We start from the raw sequence: 18,262 nt of genomic DNA, 5'->3' as shown, positions 1-18,262 counted from the left end.
TACACTCCTTACTCATCTATTACTTTTATTTTAAACATTTTCACACGGTTTGTCTTTTTCTATGCTTCATCCTTATATTCGACCTTACCGAGAATGTAGCTGCAAAAAGGCCTGCACCGAAAGCAACAATACTTAATAAAAGCAAATTAGTCGTTGATGGCCATCCAGGAAATACAACAACAATGGAACCAATAACTAAACCGATAATTAAAGCAAACGTTCCTGTTCTGTAATTAGTCAGGAAATAGTTTATAATTTTACTCATTACAACAATACCAAGTAAAATCCCTACACCTGTTACAGCAATAATATCTAAATGCATATTGCTTATGGCACCGATCACTGTTGGATACACCCCAAGAATTAAAAGCATGAACGATCCACTAATCCCGGGAAGAATCATTGCACTACTTGCAACAAATCCGGAAAAGAAAAGTAAAATATAATCAGAAGGCTGTAGTTTTGTCATGACTCCAACCTCACCAGCATTTAAAAACACCATGGAGCCCACTATAACAGCGCCAATTACAAGTAAAATCACATGATTCATCTTAAAGGAGTGCTTTGCATCTGCCTTATGAAACAAATAAGGTAATACCCCAATAATCAACCCCAAAAAGAAGAATTGTGTAGGGCCCGGAAAGTGTTCAAATAACCATTCGATTAATTTACTTAAAAGTAAGATTGCTGTCCCAACACCAATTGCTAAAGGAACCAAAAAGCCTAACTGTTTTTTCCAGTTTTTACTTAACACCCCATTAACTGAAGCAATCAACCTGTCGTAAATTCCAAGCAATACTGCTATCGTTCCTCCACTAACTCCTGGAATTACATCACTTGCTCCCATTAACATGCCACGATAAATATTTTTCCATTCCATTCTATTTCCTCCTGATTTGACTAGTATGCTCACTGTTCCGGAAATTGAAGCTCTTCCATCCACCGTGTCATATGATCCTTAATCTCGTTATAATGCTTTTTCGCATCAGGTAAATCCGTTTCCTTAAGCTGATACATTGGGACTACCTTGTAGTCTGATTCATTCGTAAACGTTACAAATGTCGGTAGAAATTGTGGGTTACTAATTTTCACTTTAGCCTCTTCACCCTTCTTCTCTTCCTTTGTAAGAGTTAACGTTAGTACTCCACCAATTCTTCGGTAAAATTCGTCCTGACCAGATAAAAAGTTTCCTAAGGAATAAATAACAAAACTCCTTTTTCCACCTTTCCCCTCCATCCACTCAACAGGTTGTAAAACATGGGGATGATGGCCTAGAATGATGTCTGCCCCTTGATCGGTAGCAAATTGAACTAAATCTTTTTGTCTCTCATTAGGTAACCTTTCATACTCATCTCCAAAATGAAGGCTCAGCACAACGACATCTGCTTGCTTTTCTGCTTCAGCTATTTCTGTTGCTATTTGTTGCTCGTCTATTTGATTGACTAAATAATCCTTGTTTTCCGGTTCTGTTATCCCGTTTGTACCATAGGTATATGCCAGAAAAGCTAAGGATATATCCTCATTTGTCTCATAGATTCGTAGTTTTTCTTGGTCTGCTTTGCTTTCATAAGCCCCAGTATACATCATATCTTTTTCTTTCCAATAGTTAATGGCATTGTGGATTGCTTCTTCACCATGGTCAAGGGTATGGTTATTTGCAAGCGAAACGACATCCACGCCTGCTTTCTTTAATGCCTCACCAATTTCGTATGGACTATTAAATCTTGGATAACCCGATAAGCCAATTTCTTCCCCACCAACCATTGTTTCTTGATTAGCAAATGTAACAGACGAAGCTTTTAAATAACTGTCCACACGATCTAACATAGGCATAAAATTAAATGTATCTTTTACTCTCGCATCATCATATACCCGGTCATGAATCAAGATATCTCCAACAGCAGACAACGTAATTTGTTTATTCATCTTATCTTTTTCTGAAAGATAGGTATCTTTCTTTTTGTGATTTTCAACCTGAGTATCTGGATTACTTCCTTGGCATCCTGCTAAAAACAACATCAGCAGTAATACCACTGGAAAATATATTGATTTTTTAATAGCCATCTCTTATGTCCCCACAATTTTTACGTAGTTTTTTCCATGTTACAACATGCTTTAAATTTATCATAGATATGACTTAAGTGATTACGATCCATTTCATGCAAACAATCCCAGTTAATCCCCTCAATAATGTAAAAATGAAAATCCCAAATCTTTCGTTTTATGTTTAAATCACTTACTAATGCCAAATTATATAATACTTCAATCAGACTATAAAGTATAGACACATCGTCTTTACCATAATTCATGATTTGGTAAAAACTTTTATATAGATAGTCTTCAAATTTTTTTGGGGTACGCATAATACGTAATTGACCTTCTTGGTCAGAAAAATAATTGATTTCTTTATAATGTCGTCCTATATCCGCTAGTGCTGTTCCGATACGATTAATACAATTAATTGCCGTGTGGGGATCATTCATTGCTGGTGAAATAGCTTTCAGCGAAATTTCCACGAGTTTTTGTAACATAAATTCCGCATCCTGGATATCTGTCCTCTCTTGGCCAACGACAAGCAAATGATTGATTTCTTTTTTATTAATCTTCTTATCCACTTGATACACATGCATGATAGGATATCCTTCTGGAAGAAAATCACCCGTATTTACCTGAACCTCAATGACACAATCTTTCTTTATTGCCCATTTTATGAGTTCTGTCCATTCTACATGTTGAACATATCCTGGGTTCATTGCGTATATCGTTTCCATATTGGTTTGCTTTATTTTTTTAATTTCCTCGGAATCCCACTTTTCATTTTCCGGGAAGTGACTTTCCTTAAACGTATCACGAATTACTCTTGTAGCATCTTTTCTTAATTTGCCCACAAGGTTATTCACCTGTAGCCACCTTGCAGAATGGTGAATGAAATAAATAAAGAATGCCAACGAGGTAATCGCAATAAATACCATAAAAATTGGTCCTAAAAAAGTATTTTCTTTTCCAGCCAATACTAAATTTAATAATGCATATATAAAACCAAAACAATAAACGCCAAGCACGTGATGTGTCATTTTGCTCCGCATAAAATCCTGAAGTGTTCTAGGTGAAAACTGTGTGGAGTATGTAGTTAAAACAACCATTATTACAGAAAAACTTATTGTAGTCATTGTTAAAATGGCAGTAACTAACGAACCATACAATTCCTTTGCTATGCCAGAGTTTGTTAACAGTATGGAGGGCAGGCTATCTTTGAAGCTGCCTATAATCCACTTATCAGCAAACATACTTCCTATCACAAGGAGAATAGAGGTAATACCATATAATAATGGAACAAACCAATAACTTCCTCTCACTTTCATCCAAAACTTTTTCTGGTACATGTTTATTTCTCCCTTTATATTTATTTAATTTTATCTATATGTACCCTAAAAGGATTAAAACAACGCAAAAAAAAGCCGTGGAAGGCTTTTTAAAACAGGAAATTTATTATTTGTTTATATAGGCAATGTCCTTATGAGACAGCTTGTACGGTCATATATTTATTAAGCTATATCATATTCTACAAAATTTTTTTCGCTTACTTTATTCTTTCAATAATAGTTGCATTTGCCATCCCCATTCCTTCACATATAGCAAGAAGTCCATACCTTCCTTTTATCCTTTCCAATTCATGTAGTAGAGAAACGAGTAATTTGGTGCCAGTTGCGCCAAGTGGATGACCAAGTGCAATTGCGCCACCGTTAACGTTAAGTTTAGAGATATCTGCCTGCATATCCTTAAGCCAAGCAAGTGGGACTGGTGCAAATGCCTCGTTTACTTCATATCGATCGATGTCCTGTATATCAAGCCCTGCTTTATCCAGTGCTTTTTTTGTTGCCGCAATGGGTCCTGTTAGCATTAATGTTGGGTCAGATCCTACAACCGTACGTGTAATAATTCTAGCTTTTGGCTTTACGCCTAATTTGTCTGCTTTTTCCTTAGACATTAGTAATACGGCACTGGCACCATCACTCATCTGACTTGCATTTCCAGCAGTAATTTTCCCATCCTCTTTAAACACAGGATTTAAACCAGCCAAGGCTTCTAATGTGGTTCCCTTTCTTGGCCCCTCATCCTGCTCTAAAATCGACTCACCCTCTTCTGTTTGTATCCCAACCGGAACAATTTCTCTATTATAGTATCCACTCTCTATAGCCTGTAAAGCATTTTTATGACTTCGCAAAGCAAATTCATCCAGATCCCTTCTCGATAAATTCCATTGCTCAGCTATTTTTTCCGCTGAAATACCTTGGTTAACAATTTCATATTTATCCGTAAGCTTTTTACTTGGTTTAATGCTTCCCATATTAGAAAACATAGGAGATCTTGACATACTTTCAATGCCACCAGCGATTACAACATCCATATCTCCTGATGCAATGGCTTGGGCTCCAAAGTGAACCGCCTGCTGACTCGAGCCACATTGACGATCAATGGTTACGCCTGGCACTTGAACAGGGAACCCAGCAATTAAGGATGCGGTACGAGCGACATTGCCTCCCTGTTCGTTAATTTGAGTAACACACCCCAGAATAACATCTTCCACAAATTCCTTACTGACGCCACTACGATTTACCAGTTCTTTTAGAACGATAGCAGCAAGCTCGTCTGAACGGTAGTTAGCAAATAAACCTTTTCTTTTCCCTACAGCCGTACGACAGCCCTCTATAATAACAACTTCTCTCATTTCCTCACCTCATAAGTAGTTGACATTTTATTCCCAATTATCTAAATTATACCCTTAATAGCATGTAAGCGAAAGACTTTAATAACAGATGTTTTAATTTAATTTAGACGGGAAAAGACATGTATAGAACAATAATATCCACAAAGAAAGGGTAGTTTATAATGAAGAATACTCAATATCAGCCAACAAAAAATAAACAACTCTCCGATGCACAGGAGGTACACTACGCAAAAGATTTTAAGCAAGCTGATATGGCAGGTGGTTACAGAAAACCTCGTGTAAAACAGGCGAAGAAAGAAAATCCTGATTTAATTAAATAACAATTTAAAGATTGCTTATGGAACATAAATTAATGTTTCATAAGCTTTTTTAATTCGTTTCTAAAATGTATGTTGTGGTTATTGAGTCAAAAAATAGATAAACTGCGACGTAATTTGTGGAGAATGAAGTAATTCATTTTACAGAGGAAGCACCCATTGATTTGCGTTTCAGGCGGACGCTTTCACACCTCCGGGTACAAGCGCGACATCTGTTCGTAACCTCACAGTGTCTTCTTTGCCGCCCGGCATGGCCTCAGCCGCTTCCTCCGCTCCAATCAATTGGTATGTGCTATTGATTAATTTGAGGTATTGAATAAGTAGCTCTTATCTTTAATAGCTTTGAGATATACACCTTAGCGAAGGGGAAATATGGAGACTCCTGCGGGAGGAGAGGCCTCGATGAGACCCCGGAATGCGATAGCATGAGGAGGCTCATCAGCCGCCCGCGGAAAGCGGAATATTTCCCCGTAGCGGTGATTTAGGCAGCCTCTATATTCTTAGTTAGTTCGCAGTTTCCTCCAACTATGAATGAACAAAATACGTTTGTACCCAAACATTTGCAGCAGAAGCTTTAATAGTAAGTTCCACTCCATTCATTTGAAACTTTTTAAATGACGATATCGTACAAGGTAATAATCAGAAAATGGGAGGGTTACTATATGTCAGAAGCAGCAATGGAATTAATTAATCTGGAAAAAAAGATCGGCAAGAATCATATTATTAAAGACCTGTCTTTTACCATTCATAAAGGAGAAGTATTTGGATTAATTGGACCTAATGGAGCTGGTAAAACGACAACGATACGTATGATGGTCGGATTAATGAAACCAACCGATGGCGACATACATATACTTGGAAATAGTATCAAAAGTAATTTTAAAGAGGCGATCAGAGAAGTAGGCGCCATTGTTGAAAATCCAGAGATGTACCCCTTTATGACTGGATGGCAAAATCTAATGCACTATGCTCGGATGACCCCGGGCATAACAAAAGAACGAATTAAGGAAGTTATTAAACTCGTTGGGCTGGAGAAACCGATAAACGAAAAAGTAAAAAAATACTCTTTAGGTATGCGGCAACGATTAGGTATTGCTCAGGCACTTTTGCATAGTCCATCTATACTCATCTTGGACGAGCCTACAAACGGACTGGATCCGGCTGGAATTAGGGAAATTCGTCAATACATTAGAAATCTTGCAGAGAAAGAAAATGTAGCTGTGATTATTTCAAGTCATTTGCTTTCAGAAATTGAACTGATGTGTGACAAGATAGGCGTTATAAAAAATGGACAGCTCGTAGCAATTCAGGAAGTAAATGAACCTGTTGAAACAGAGCAGGTAAAATTAATAGAAGTAAACCTGGAAGCAGAACCAATTGAAAAAGCAGCAAGCATCCTTAGAAATAAGTACGAATTCAAACCAGAACATAAGGGTAATATCCTCTCCTTTGAAACAGACAGAAAAGATGTACCTTCTATTATAAAAAAATTGGTAGAACAAGATATTTTAATTTATCAGGTAAATGTAACTAAAACAAAGCTGGAAGATAAATTCTTTGATTTGATTGGAGAGAATATCATTGAGTAATTTTTTCAAGTTGGTAAGCAATGAATTAATTAAAACATATATACAAAAATCAACCTGGGTCATGTATATTATTCTGGTGGGCATCATTATCGGCCTGGCTGCACTAACGATGAGTTTTGAAGAGACTGGAGACAAATACGACCAAGATAATTGGCGAGAAATGTTACAACAAGAAAATAAAGACTTACAAAGCGAGATGAAAGAAGAAGAGTTTATGGAAGGTATGAACACATCACTCATTGCCAAAAACAACTATTATCTTGAAAATGACATTCAGCCTGAGGGGTATGGAGCGCTGCAATTTGTAATGGAGAATCAGTTGTTACTTTCATTAGTCAGCTTGCTTACAATTATAGTTGCGGCAGGCATTGTGGCAAATGAGTACCGTTGGGGAACAATAAAACTTCTTTTAATTCGCCCTATATCCCGAACGAAGATTTTACTTTCAAAATATATCTCAGTTTTACTTTTTGCTTTCATTACACTATTATTCGTTTTACTATTCTCATGGGTTGTTGGAGCCATCTTCTTTGGTGTTAACGGATTAAACCCACACATCGTACTAGAAAAGAGTAATGGTTTTGCCTATGTTCCTGTTTTAGGAGAAATAGCTTCAGGCTATGGTTATAAACTAATTAACTTGTTTATGATGCTACATTTGCTTCATGATATCAACTATTTTTAAAAATAGTGCATTAGCAATAGGTACAGCTATCTTCCTGATGATGGCAGGAAATCAAATTGTATTGTTTTTCGCAGAACGCGAGTGGGCAAAGTACATCCTTTTTGCCAACACAGATTTAAGTCAATATACCAACCAGAATTCGCCTTGGATTGAAGGTATGACGCTCGGTTTTTCAATTACTATGTTACTTATTTATTATGTTATTTTTCTTCTTTTGTCATGGGTCTTCTTTACGAAAAGAGATGTAGCAGGAAGTTAGCCTTTACGCTTTGGGAAAGAAGATAAAAATTTACGATAAACTTAAAGAGAGACTGCAATATTCGAGTCTCTCTTTCTATTATCATCATATTTTTATTTACTTCAACCGCTGACAGCAAAAAGTTATTTATGCTGAAATGGGCATTTTCCTTTAATAGGTTCAATGTCATCACCTATAAAATATTGCTTCCACTCCCTGTGCTCCGGATTCCCATAATGACTAATGTTCGGGTGCTTTGGCAAGCCATCCCATTTTTCAACCCTTTCTCTCACCTTCTCCCTGGACATTGCTCCCCCTTTTGAAGTACCCTCCAGCTTTTCAAAGATTCTTCTTGGTTGGAATCCAATAACTAAGCTATTTCCAAGGTCACGCGTCTTACGCTGCTTATAGGCAGGAGCATTACCAAATGCAAAGTAAGGCTCTCCTGCGAAACTAAATGCCCAAAGTGGATGATCTGGATCTTTTGGATAGTCTGCCGGCCAATCGTGCTCATCATTGTTATGCAAATACTGCAATACCTTCCAAAAATAGTCCCTATAATATTCAACACTTTTTTCTTCTTTCTCCGGCTCAACGAATAGAAAAAAGCCATGGCGAATTAATCTTTTCTGATTATCAAACAAGCGGTTAAACGCTTGGAGTGCTTTTGGTAATGCCGACCAATCATTATGTGTGATATAGCCATATCTAAGCTCACCGCGCTTTTGTCCAGACATACCAAAATAGCAGGGAAAAGTAGGATCAGTAACGACTTCTTCGAAATTCCTATATTCTTCCAGTAGCCAACCAGGTAGGCTATTATCTGTATTGAAATCCTCTTTTGTTAATAAATGATTGGTATTTGTATTTTCCATTGTGCACGTTCCTCCTTGTCATTCTCTCTCCGTTTCCCTTTAGAGTTTGTAAATAAACAAAGGGAGGGGTTTGTAATTTATATTTAAGGGAAAAGCTAAATAGAATATATGATGGAGGATAGAATATGAAGAACTTAATTGATAAAAAGAATACACCACAGAAATTAAATTGTGATACAGAGTATGAACGGTTATATAGTGTCATCGTTGCACCTCCAGCGTATATGGAAATTAAGCATGCTATAAATAAAACTCAAGAGCATTATTTACAAGATAATATAGATAAGAAAAAAGCCATGGAACAGCATGACAGGTTTGTAGAAATCCTCAGTGACAATGGTTGTGAAGTCATCCAGCTTGAACCTCAAAAAGGTTTAAATGAGCAGGTTTTCACTCGGGATATCGGCTTTGTTATTGGAGAAACCTTTGTTGTTTCTAATATGAAGGAAAAGATAAGAAAACGTGAGACCAATGTACTTACAGATCGGTTAGAAAAATTAGGTATCACCTATACGAGTATAGATCAAGGCTGCATAGAAGGCGGAGATATACTCGTGGATAAAAATACAATCTGGGTTGGTAAAAGTGGAAGAACAAACGAAAAAGCTATAGATCAATTAAGTCAAAAGTTACCTAATTACGTTGTAAACACTGTCTCTCTACGTGATGATATTTTGCATTTGGATTGTGTATTTACCATACTGAATGATGATTATGCCCTTGTATATTCAGAAGCCATTGATGAGGATTCATATAATAGCTTAAAGAATAAGTTCACTCTTATTGAGACTACGACTAAAGAACAATTTAATATGGGCCCTAATGTGCTTCCCATTGGACAAAATAAAATCATTAGTCTTCCTGAAAATAAACGTTTAAACAGAAAAATGAAACAAGCAGGCTTCCAGGTTATTGAGGTTGAGTTTTCTGAGATAATCAAATCTGGAGGATCATTTCGCTGTTGTACCCTCCCAGTTAAAAGAGGATAATAATTCTGGCATAATTAAATTCAATATCATTTTGCTTCATAAAAAAGGATTAGCTTAAAATAACAGCTAATCCTTACTTGATTTTTGACTATAGTTATCAATTTTCCCCTTTTATTCTTCTTGCAAAATCAACAAAGCGAAATTTATCGGGTCGATGGCGAGATTCGGTATATTGAAAAAGAGTAGCATCCTCAAGATAAACAGAGCTGCGAATTACTACAACATTGGAGAAACCGTCCAAATCCAGTAATTCTTGATCTTCTTTTGTAGGTTCCTCCACCACAATTTCTTTATGAGCAAAACTAATAGAGAGGCTACAATCATTTTCCAAATAGTTATAGATCGAATCCTCACAGATTTCTTTTGTTAATGTCGGGACCCATGCATCATTAAAATAATCCTTATCCAAAATAACTTTTTCATCTGCTATTTCTCTTGTTCGTACTACTTCCCAAACTTTTTGTTTAGAAGTTATGGAAAGTTTTTCTCGAATCATAAGATCTGGATAACTATGATTTAAGGCAATTACATAGGTTTTAGCATGAAGCTGCAGTTGGTTAGCCAGTTCCCTGAAACTAACAATTCCTGAAACAGGAAAATCCAGTTTATTGATACCAATTACAACGGACCCTTTCCCACGCACTTTTTGAATATAACCGTTCTGGGCCAATAAATTTAATGATTTTCTTATTGTTTCTCGAGACGTATTATACATACTTCGTAATTCATTCTCCGAAGGGAGCATCGTAGAAGTTGGCCAAACGTTCGTTTGAATCTTCTTAACTAAGTCATGATAAATTATTAGATATTTCTTCTGCATTTCTGTACCTCTTTATTTTATATAATAGACAATGGATTCATAAGGCCTTAACCTCATTCTCTCGGGGTTTTTCAAGGAATCTTCATAATTGGATAGTAAAATTTCCACGTTTTCACCTGTAGATAACTCTATTTCCCAATCTACTTCTTTTTTATAGAAATTGCTTATTACTAACAGTCTCTCCCCGTTCCACTTTCTAGTATAAGCAAACAAATCAGGATCACTCGGTTTTAGTATTTGGAAGTCTCCATACGTAATAATATCATATTTCTTTCTCAGTTCAATTAAACGTTGATAATGATAAAATACAGAGTCTTTATCTTCCAATGCCTCTTCCTGATTAACTTTCTTGTGATTATCAGCAATGGGTATCCAAGGTTCACCTGAAGTGAAACCAGCGTTTGGAGCGGAAGACCATTGCATAGGTGTCCGTGCGTTATCACGTGATTTCCGTTGCAATATAGCCATTATTTCCTGCTCTGATTTCCCTTCCTCCTTCATTAGGTTATAGGCGTTATGAGATTCTACATCTCTATACTGTCTGATTGATGAAAAACTTGGATTGGTCATCCCTATTTCTTCACCCTGATAAATATACGGCGTACCCTGCATCATATGCAAAGTAGTTGCCAGCATTTTTGCAGAGGTTACCCGGTACTCATGGTCATCCCCAAACCGAGAAACTGCTCTAGGCTGGTCATGATTACACCAGAATAAGGCATTCCATCCTCCGCCTTCATACATACCTACCTGCCACTTTGACAATATCTCTTTTAATTGCAGAAAATCAAATGGGGCAATTGTCCATTTTTCACCATTAGGATAATCTACCTTTAAATGATGGAATTGGAAAGTCATATCCAATTCTTGACGTTCGGGTTTGGTATATAAAATACAATTATCAAGTGTGGTGGAAGACATTTCCCCAACTGTCATCATATTATAAGGACCGAGGACTTCCTGATGCATCTCATGCAAATATTCATGAATACGAGGTCCATCTGTGTAAAACTTTCTTCCATCGCCCACCGCATCGTTTGGGAAATCCTGATTTTTGGAAACAAGATTTATGACATCAAGACGGAAACCATCAATTCCCTTCTCTGCCCAGAATTGAATCATTTTATATATTTTTTCTCGCAGCTCTTTATTCTCCCAGTTCAAATCTGCTTGTGTTACATCAAATAAATGGAGATAGTATTGATTTGTCGTTTCATCATATTGCCATGCTGGCCCTCCAAATTTGGATTGCCAATTATTTGGCGGACCACCATTAACAGGATCTTTCCAGATATAAAAGTCACGATATGAATTTTCTTTTGACTTTGCAGCCTGTTTAAACCAATTATGTTCTGTTGAAGTATGATTAATTACCAAGTCCATAATCAGCTTTATATTTCGCTTATGTGCTTCATTTAACAGCTCTTCAAAATCCTCCATTGTTCCATACATGGGGTCAATGGAAAAATAGTCACTAATATCATATCCGTTATCTTTTTGGGGAGATTGGTAAACTGGTGTTAACCAAATCACATCAATGCCCAGTGTTTGTAAGTAATCAAGGCGCTTGATAATTCCTTGAAGATCGCCAATTCCATTTCCTGTTGTATCCTGGAAGCTCTTTGGATAGATTTGATAAACAACTGCTCTCTTCCACCAAGCTTCGTTCATAATAACACCTCATTCTTTTCATTTAACACTTTGTTATACAAGCAAAATCTAATTTTAATGTATGTTAAGTTTGCGCTTTGCAATTATATACGTAATTGTAAACGGTACGATAAACACTATCGCCATTCCTATGGCAAAGCTGAGCCATCCGCTAGGTACGATGGAAAATATACCAGGAACTCCTCCAACGCCTATGGAGGTCGCTAAGACATGATTCATCGTAATATATGCACCAGCAATAGATGAACCAATTACTGCTGCTATAAATGGATACTTGAATCGAAGGTTTACTCCAAACATAGCAGGCTCTGTAATACCAAGCCATGCAGAGATACCAGAAGTGCCAGCCAGGCCTCTTAGTTTTTCATCTTTCGCCACTAACATTACAGCAAAAGCAGCTGCACCTTGGGCAATATTAGATAAAGCTAGGATTGGCCATAGAAAGGTTGTATCCGTGCTGCCAATAAGCTGCAGATCGACTGCAAGAAATGTGTGATGCATCCCAGTAATTACAAGTGGTGCATAAAGCGCTCCATATACTAGTCCACCAAGTATTGCGTAGTTGTCAAAGATAGCGACAAGACCATCTGTGATCCAATTTCCTATCGTAAACGTAATAGGGCCAATAATTAAAAACGTTAAAAATCCTGTTATCAACAATGCTACCGGAGCTACAATAAGTAACTGCAGAGAATCCATTACCCTTTTTCTTAAGAATATCTCTATCTTAGCAAGAAGCCATGAGGCAAATAACACTGGCAGCACTTGCCCTTGATAACCAATTTTATCAATCTCAAGTCCAAATAAATTCCAGGTTGGTACACCGCCTTCTTTTAGTGCATCACCGTATGCCCAAGCATTTAATAAATCAGGATGTACTAATATTAATCCAAGTACAATGCCTAATAGTTCATTACCCCCAAAACGTTTAACTGCTGACCAACCAATTAATCCGGGCAAAAACACAAAGGCCGTATTGGCAATAATGTTAATCATGTTAGCTAAGTCAGCCCACTGTGGGTACATCTCAATTAAAGGAGGAGCTTCTTGACCAAATATACCTGGGTTAACAAGTATATTATTTATCCCCATCAGCAAACCAGCGGTAACAATTGCTGGCAATATAGGTATGAATATATCTGCTAATACTTTAATTCCGCGTTGAAGCGGATTTTGCTTCTGTCCTCCAGCTGCTTTTACTTCTTCTTTGGAGGCTTCACTAATACCAGTAGCCTCCACCATTGCTGCATATACTTTATCTACCGTTCCTTGACCAATTACTACTTGGAATTGACCATTAGTAGAGAATTTCCCTTTGACAATGTCCATGTTATCCAGGGACTTATGATCAATCTTGCTTTCATCCTTCAAAGCGAAACGTAAACGGGTAACACAATGTGTGGCTGCATGGATATTTTCTAAACCACCTACTGCTGCTACGATCTCTTCCGCTTCTTTCCCGTAAGGCATCGATTTTGTTGGCCCTTCTGGTTCTACATGTTTCTCTTTATTTGTGTTTTTCATACTAATTTTAAATAACACTGTTTCGCCTGCTATTGCCATTTGTTCGTTGCTTATTTGAAATTGCTCAAGTTCAGAAGAATTAGTAATGATCACAGGTGTAATAGCACTCGCAGCTTTTTCTTTAATAAAGCTTAGATCAAAGGTAAGAAGCTTGTCCCCTACTTTTACCTTGTCCCCCTGTTGAACATGTGCTTCAAAACCCTCGCCATTCAAAGCCACTGTTTCTAAACCAATATGAATTAAAATCTCTACCCCTGTATGACTTAAAATACCTATTGCATGCTTGGAAGGGAATACTTGAATGATTTCACCTTCAACAGGCGAAACTACTTCCCCGGCTTCGGGTAAAATCGCCAATCCTTCTCCCATCATTTTTTCTGAAAAGGTAGGATCTGGAACTTCTTCTAATGCTATAACTCTACCACTCAGTGGTGCAATAATATAATTACCCTCTTGACTCATTTAAACGACCTCCTTTGTATAAAAAGTGATTCAACTTGTATATACAAGTAACTTAAATTTATTATAACTTGTATATACAAGTTATGCAAGTGCTTACATTTAAATTTATTTTTCAGGTTCTATGCACAGAGGGGATACAAACGTTATCTCGTACATTCAAAGCAGGAGATAAATGCGAACTAGTGGAGGAAACAATCTTCTCCAGAAAAAGCTAATCAGCAGCAGCAAAAGTATTGTACGCCAAAACAGAAAAAAGCCGGTAGCACACCTCGTGTGCTACCGGCTAGAAATAAAAGCTCAGTTTTAGCTTGTTTTTGATTTTTTAGAAGCTTTTTCTCTTTCACTTTTATTAAGGATCTTTTTCCTCAAACGAACTGATTCTGGAGTTACCTCACAATATTCATCATCATTCAGGTATTCAATCGCTTCTTCCAATGACATAGAACGCGTCTTTTTAATAGTAGCTGTTTGATCCTTTGTTGATGAACGAACGTTGGTTAAATGTTTTTCTTTCGTAATATTAACCGTCAAATCATTCTCGCGGTTATGTTCCCCAACAATCATACCAGCGTATATTTCAGTACCTGGTTCTACAAAGATTACTCCACGGTCTTCCAGCTGCATGATGCCATATGTCGATGCCTTTCCATTTTCCAACCCTACTAGAACACCTTGACGACGACCGCCAACCTGACCTTTAATTAAAGGCTCGTAGGCATCAAATGAATGGTTGATAATTCCATACCCACGCGTCTGAGACATGAACTCGGTAGAATAACCGATCAGCCACGTGAAGGGACTTTAAATTCAAGACGAACTTGGCCATTTCCTTGGTTAACCATATCGAGCATTTCACCTTTACGTGCTCCAAGAGACTCCATAATTGGGCCAGTATACTCTTCAGGTACGTCAACCTGTACACGTTCAACGGGTTCGCATTTTACTCCATCAATTTCTTTTATGATTACTTGAGGCTTTGATAATTGAAGCTCGTAACCTTCTCGTCTCATGTTTTCAATCAAAATAGACAGGTGGAGTTCTCCGCGCCCTGATACAATCCATGCGTCTGGTGATTCTGTCGGTTCTACCCGCAGACTGACATCTGTTTCTAATTGCTTTAATAATCTCTCTTCTATTTTACGTGAAGTAATGTATTTACCTTCACGTCCAGCAAAAGGACTGTTATTTACAACAAAGGTCATCTGTAATGTAGGCTCATCAATCCGTAACCACGGTAAAGCTTCCGGGTGATTTTGCGGACAAATGGTTTCTCCGATATTAATATCATCCATACCAGCAATTGCCACAATATCCCCAGCTTTTGCTTCTTGAATTTCAATTCGCTTCAAGCCTATAAAGCCAAACAACTTACTTATACGGAAAGACTTTTGGGTGCCATCCTCTTTCATTACAACTACTTGTTGGCCAACACTGATTTTCCCCCGGAAGACCCTTCCTACTCCAATCCGACCTACATAATCATTATAATCCAATAATGTAATTTGGAATTGCAGTGGTTCTTCCTGATTATCTACAGGAGCAGGGATGTGTTCCATAATTGTAGTAAATACAGGATCCATCGTCTCTTCTTGTTCATCTGGTTCAAATCCAGAAGTTCCATTTAAAGCAGAAGCATAAACAACAGGGAATTCCAACTGTTCATCATCTGCACCAAGCTCAATAAATAAATCCAAAACCTCATCTATTACTTCATTCGGCCGAGCATTTGGTCTGTCAATTTTATTCAAAACTACCATCGGAGTTAATTTCTGTTCCAGGGCCTTCTTTAATACAAAGCGGGTTTGGGGCATAGTACCTTCATAAGCATCAACAACTAATGCTACTCCGTCCACCATTTTCATAATCCGTTCCACTTCACCACCAAAGTCAGCATGGCCTGGTGTATCTAATATATTAATAGCTGTATCTTTATATTTTATAGCTGTATTTTTAGCCAAAATGGTAATTCCACGTTCTCTTTCAATATCACCCGAGTCCATCGCTCGTTCATTTACTTGTTCGTTCTCACGAAATGTCCCAGAGTATTTCAACAATTGATCCACAAGTGTTGTTTTACCATGGTCTACGTGTGCGATAATAGCGATATTACGAATATCTTCTCTTAATTGCATAAAAAGTACGCTCCTCTTGTATAACGGGATGTGTAACTATAAAATTATACCACATTTTTTATAAATTAAAAGTATTTTGTCGTTACTTATCTAATTCCCGGGAAAAGTAATAATAAACTTCGCTCCTCCAAGGTAGATTTATCAACTGTGATCTTACCACCTGATCGTTCTATAATTGCCCTTGAAATCGCAAGACCCAACCCAGTTTCTCCATTCTTACCTTTTACAAAACGATGAAATATATGTGGCATCATTTCATCTGAAATCCCTTCTCCATCATCTTCTACAGTTATATAAGTAGCTCCATTCTGTTTAAATATCTGAAGGGAAATTTTAGTTTTGGCATGACGAATACCATTAACAATTAAATTTAATATGGCGCGCAGTAATTTTTCTTCATCTGCAATGAAATGGCAGTTATCTTCCGCTTGATGAGTAAAATGAATACCTCTTTCATTGACCAAAGGTAAAGCACGATCTACAATTTGCTTCAAGAATGTCTCTCCAGTTATTTTTTCTGGTTGATAAACATCCGGTTCGCTATCCAACTTTGCCAATAGTATCATCTCATTTATAATCAGCTTCAGTCTTTTCACCTCTGTAACCATTACTTCAAGGCCATTTTCTTTGTCTCCCTCATCAAATATCCCATCCTTAATCCCTTCCGCATAACCTTGAATTGTCATAAGGGGTGTTTTCAACTCATGACTCGCATTCTGAAAAAAGGTTTGTTGTGACTTCATATAATTTTTCAGTTCTTCAGCCATTTCAAAGACACTTTCTTCCACTTCTTTAATTTCACCACTCGCCTCTACTCTTTCAAGATCATCAAATTTTCTTTTCTCTACTTTCTTCAGTTGTACTTTCAACATTGTCAGAGGAGTAACCAGCTTTTTGGTTAAAAAGTAACTAAGAAGCACGGCAGCAATTCCACCGATCATAAATACAATGAACAGCCGGAAAACAAAGTTTTGCTGCACAGCCTGTAAATCATTCATCGGAGTCAATAGAATAAGCTCCAAGCCACTATTTGCCGGGTAAACTACTATTCTGGAGGTTACATATTTATTATTTTCAAACTCCCATAATGCTTCCTTGTTATCCGCGAAATTATTATTATTAAAAAAGCCCTGGGCTACGCTATTTGGCATGGTGGAGTAAAAAACAGCATTATTTTTCCGATCATATAGAAATAGTTGGAGATCTTGATCGTCCAAGAACCGACTAAATTTCTCAAGACTCTCTCTATCCCCGTAATTTTCTTCATTCAGAACCTCTATCAAAATTTCCCCTTTTTGTTTTAACTGCCTTTGTTCGTCCTGAATTAAAATATCGAGAATAAGTGAATAAATGAAATAACCTGTAACAGCCATAATTACGAGAAGTAACGCTGTAAATGCAGCATTAAGTTGATATTGAAGTTTCATTTATGTTTCCTCTCCATACCTTAGTCGGTAGCCAAATCCCCACACTGTTTCCAGAGGTAGATCAGGTAATTTTTTTCTAAGCCTTTTCACTAAATCATCCACTGCCCGATCACTTCCAAAATAATCATCACCCCAAATTTTTATTAATAACTCCTCACGGGAAAAAGCACGGTTAACATTTTCCACTAGTAATAGAAGCATATCAAATTCTTTTGTAGTCACTTCATATTCCTCGCCCTTATAAAAAATCCTTCGTTCTTCCTTATTTATTAATAATTGGTCAATCTTTACCTTTTCCTGTGTGGGCTCTTCATTATTGTTTTTCAAAAATGCTCGTTTAAATAATCTTTTCACTCTTGCCACCAATTCTCTTGGACTGAATGGCTTAGTTAAATAATCATCTCCACCTAATTCCAAGCCTAAAATTTTGTCGATCTCTTCATCTTTGGCAGAAATAATAATAATAGGAACTTCACTTTCATTCCTTATTTTCTTACAAAATTCATACCCATCCATTCCAGGCAGCATAATATCTAGTATCCACATATCTGGTGGATACGTCTCCCATATTTCCCAAGCAGCTTCTGCAGTATCGGAAATAATTACATCATAACCTTCTTTTTTTAAATAGGCGGATACGATATTTTGAATGTTTACATCATCTTCCACAACACCAATACGATTTCCCATAGTTTTGTCACCTTTTCCCACGTGTTTAGTTAATTTCATTTTACATAAGATAAAAAGAGGATGCCACTGAACACCAATTATAATTTACATATTTATTCCACATTTCAGCCAAAT

Annotated in this window: 14 protein-coding genes and 2 pseudogenes; 5 read left to right on the top strand and 11 right to left on the bottom strand. The window is 37.0% G+C overall.

Annotation, left to right across the window (positions count from 1 at the left end; translation table 11 throughout):
• Positions 1-59 precede the first annotated feature (59 nt).
• From JCM12304_RS14455 to JCM12304_RS14440, 4 genes and pseudogenes are all read right to left on the bottom strand, one after another.
• A pseudogene (locus tag JCM12304_RS14455) lies at positions 60-880 on the bottom strand (DUF368 domain-containing protein).
• Between the two features lie 29 nt (positions 881-909).
• Positions 910-2,064, bottom strand: coding sequence for a CapA family protein (locus tag JCM12304_RS14450; RefSeq protein WP_060681160.1), 1,155 nt, complete (start codon positions 2,062-2,064; stop codon positions 910-912).
• A gap of 20 nt (positions 2,065-2,084) precedes the next feature.
• The gene (locus JCM12304_RS14445) at positions 2,085-3,383 is read right to left on the bottom strand and encodes a DUF2254 domain-containing protein (RefSeq protein WP_060681158.1); all 1,299 of its coding nucleotides are present in this window, start codon (positions 3,381-3,383) and stop codon (positions 2,085-2,087) included.
• 197 nt (positions 3,384-3,580) lie between these two features.
• Positions 3,581-4,729 (bottom strand): thiolase family protein, encoded by a 1,149-nt coding sequence (locus tag JCM12304_RS14440; protein WP_060681156.1) that lies wholly within the window; start codon positions 4,727-4,729, stop codon positions 3,581-3,583.
• Positions 4,730-4,890: 161 nt separating this feature from the next.
• On the opposite strand from JCM12304_RS14440, the gene JCM12304_RS19150 reads away from it, so the two are divergent.
• The 4 genes from JCM12304_RS19150 to JCM12304_RS20420 all read left to right on the top strand — a co-directional run bounded on the left by JCM12304_RS19150 (position 4,891) and on the right by JCM12304_RS20420 (position 7,579).
• Positions 4,891-5,049: a YfhE family protein gene (locus JCM12304_RS19150; protein ID WP_019379245.1), complete on the top strand. Its 159-nt coding sequence runs from the start codon at positions 4,891-4,893 to the stop codon at positions 5,047-5,049.
• 659 nt (positions 5,050-5,708) lie between these two features.
• Entirely contained in the window at positions 5,709-6,635 is a 927-nt protein-coding gene (locus JCM12304_RS14435) for an ABC transporter ATP-binding protein (RefSeq protein ID WP_060681154.1), read from the top strand.
• The gene (locus JCM12304_RS14430) at positions 6,628-7,320 is read left to right on the top strand and encodes an ABC transporter permease (RefSeq protein ID WP_369813173.1); all 693 of its coding nucleotides are present in this window, start codon (positions 6,628-6,630) and stop codon (positions 7,318-7,320) included. Before JCM12304_RS14435 ends, JCM12304_RS14430 begins: the two co-directional genes overlap by 8 nt.
• Positions 7,301-7,579 carry a DUF2705 family protein gene (locus tag JCM12304_RS20420; RefSeq protein WP_369813172.1) on the top strand — a complete coding sequence of 93 codons (279 nt, stop codon included), beginning with the start codon at positions 7,301-7,303 and terminating at the stop codon, positions 7,577-7,579. Before JCM12304_RS14430 ends, JCM12304_RS20420 begins: the two co-directional genes overlap by 20 nt.
• Before the next feature lie 122 nt (positions 7,580-7,701).
• Here JCM12304_RS20420 and JCM12304_RS14425 read toward each other — a convergent pair whose 3' ends face one another.
• Entirely contained in the window at positions 7,702-8,433 is a 732-nt protein-coding gene (locus tag JCM12304_RS14425) for a YqcI/YcgG family protein (RefSeq protein ID WP_060681152.1), read from the bottom strand.
• Positions 8,434-8,558: 125 nt separating this feature from the next.
• Between JCM12304_RS14425 and JCM12304_RS14420 the strand changes: the two genes are divergently transcribed.
• Positions 8,559-9,422 carry a dimethylarginine dimethylaminohydrolase family protein gene (locus JCM12304_RS14420; RefSeq protein ID WP_060681150.1) on the top strand — a complete coding sequence of 288 codons (864 nt, stop codon included), beginning with the start codon at positions 8,559-8,561 and terminating at the stop codon, positions 9,420-9,422.
• A 97-nt stretch (positions 9,423-9,519) separates the two neighbouring features.
• Here the strand turns inward: JCM12304_RS14420 and treR are convergent, their stop codons facing one another.
• From treR to JCM12304_RS14390, 6 genes and pseudogenes are all read right to left on the bottom strand, one after another.
• Complete coding sequence (gene treR, locus JCM12304_RS14415) at positions 9,520-10,242, bottom strand: trehalose operon repressor (RefSeq protein ID WP_060681148.1); 723 nt, start codon at positions 10,240-10,242, stop codon at positions 9,520-9,522.
• Positions 10,243-10,254: 12 nt separating this feature from the next.
• Complete coding sequence (gene treC, locus JCM12304_RS14410) at positions 10,255-11,913, bottom strand: alpha,alpha-phosphotrehalase (protein ID WP_060681146.1); 1,659 nt, start codon at positions 11,911-11,913, stop codon at positions 10,255-10,257.
• Positions 11,914-11,967: 54 nt separating this feature from the next.
• Positions 11,968-13,899 (bottom strand): PTS system trehalose-specific EIIBC component, encoded by a 1,932-nt coding sequence (gene treP, locus JCM12304_RS14405; protein ID WP_082388051.1) that lies wholly within the window; start codon positions 13,897-13,899, stop codon positions 11,968-11,970.
• Between the two features lie 303 nt (positions 13,900-14,202).
• Positions 14,203-16,031: pseudogene (typA, locus tag JCM12304_RS14400) on the bottom strand (translational GTPase TypA).
• An 86-nt stretch (positions 16,032-16,117) separates the two neighbouring features.
• The gene (locus JCM12304_RS14395; RefSeq protein ID WP_060681143.1) at positions 16,118-17,458 is read right to left on the bottom strand and encodes a sensor histidine kinase; all 1,341 of its coding nucleotides are present in this window, start codon (positions 17,456-17,458) and stop codon (positions 16,118-16,120) included.
• Positions 17,459-18,148, bottom strand: coding sequence for a response regulator transcription factor (locus JCM12304_RS14390; protein ID WP_019377383.1), 690 nt, complete (start codon positions 18,146-18,148; stop codon positions 17,459-17,461).
• Positions 18,149-18,262: the final 114 nt, after the last annotated feature.

It is taken from the genome of Virgibacillus halodenitrificans JCM 12304, assembly GCF_001310895.1.
GTDB lineage: Bacteria > Bacillota > Bacilli > Bacillales > Amphibacillaceae > Virgibacillus_Q > Virgibacillus_Q halodenitrificans.
This window is presented reverse-complemented; position numbering and strand designations above follow the sequence as displayed.

Coding starts and splice junctions, on each gene's coding strand:
- JCM12304_RS14450 (WP_060681160.1), bottom strand. CDS start 2,064: ATGGCTATTAAAAAATCAATATATTTTCCAGTGGTATTACTGCTGATG.
- JCM12304_RS14445 (WP_060681158.1), bottom strand. CDS start 3,383: ATGTACCAGAAAAAGTTTTGGATGAAAGTGAGAGGAAGTTATTGGTTT.
- JCM12304_RS14440 (WP_060681156.1), bottom strand. CDS start 4,729: ATGAGAGAAGTTGTTATTATAGAGGGCTGTCGTACGGCTGTAGGGAAA.
- JCM12304_RS19150 (WP_019379245.1), top strand. CDS start 4,891: ATGAAGAATACTCAATATCAGCCAACAAAAAATAAACAACTCTCCGAT.
- JCM12304_RS14435 (WP_060681154.1), top strand. CDS start 5,709: ATGTCAGAAGCAGCAATGGAATTAATTAATCTGGAAAAAAAGATCGGC.
- JCM12304_RS20420 (WP_369813172.1), top strand. CDS start 7,301: ATGATATCAACTATTTTTAAAAATAGTGCATTAGCAATAGGTACAGCT.
- JCM12304_RS14425 (WP_060681152.1), bottom strand. CDS start 8,433: ATGGAAAATACAAATACCAATCATTTATTAACAAAAGAGGATTTCAAT.
- JCM12304_RS14420 (WP_060681150.1), top strand. CDS start 8,559: ATGAAGAACTTAATTGATAAAAAGAATACACCACAGAAATTAAATTGT.
- treR (WP_060681148.1), bottom strand. CDS start 10,242: ATGCAGAAGAAATATCTAATAATTTATCATGACTTAGTTAAGAAGATT.
- treC (WP_060681146.1), bottom strand. CDS start 11,913: ATGAACGAAGCTTGGTGGAAGAGAGCAGTTGTTTATCAAATCTATCCA.
- treP (WP_082388051.1), bottom strand. CDS start 13,899: ATGAGTCAAGAGGGTAATTATATTATTGCACCACTGAGTGGTAGAGTT.
- JCM12304_RS14395 (WP_060681143.1), bottom strand. CDS start 17,458: ATGAAACTTCAATATCAACTTAATGCTGCATTTACAGCGTTACTTCTC.
- JCM12304_RS14390 (WP_019377383.1), bottom strand. CDS start 18,148: ATGGGAAATCGTATTGGTGTTGTGGAAGATGATGTAAACATTCAAAAT.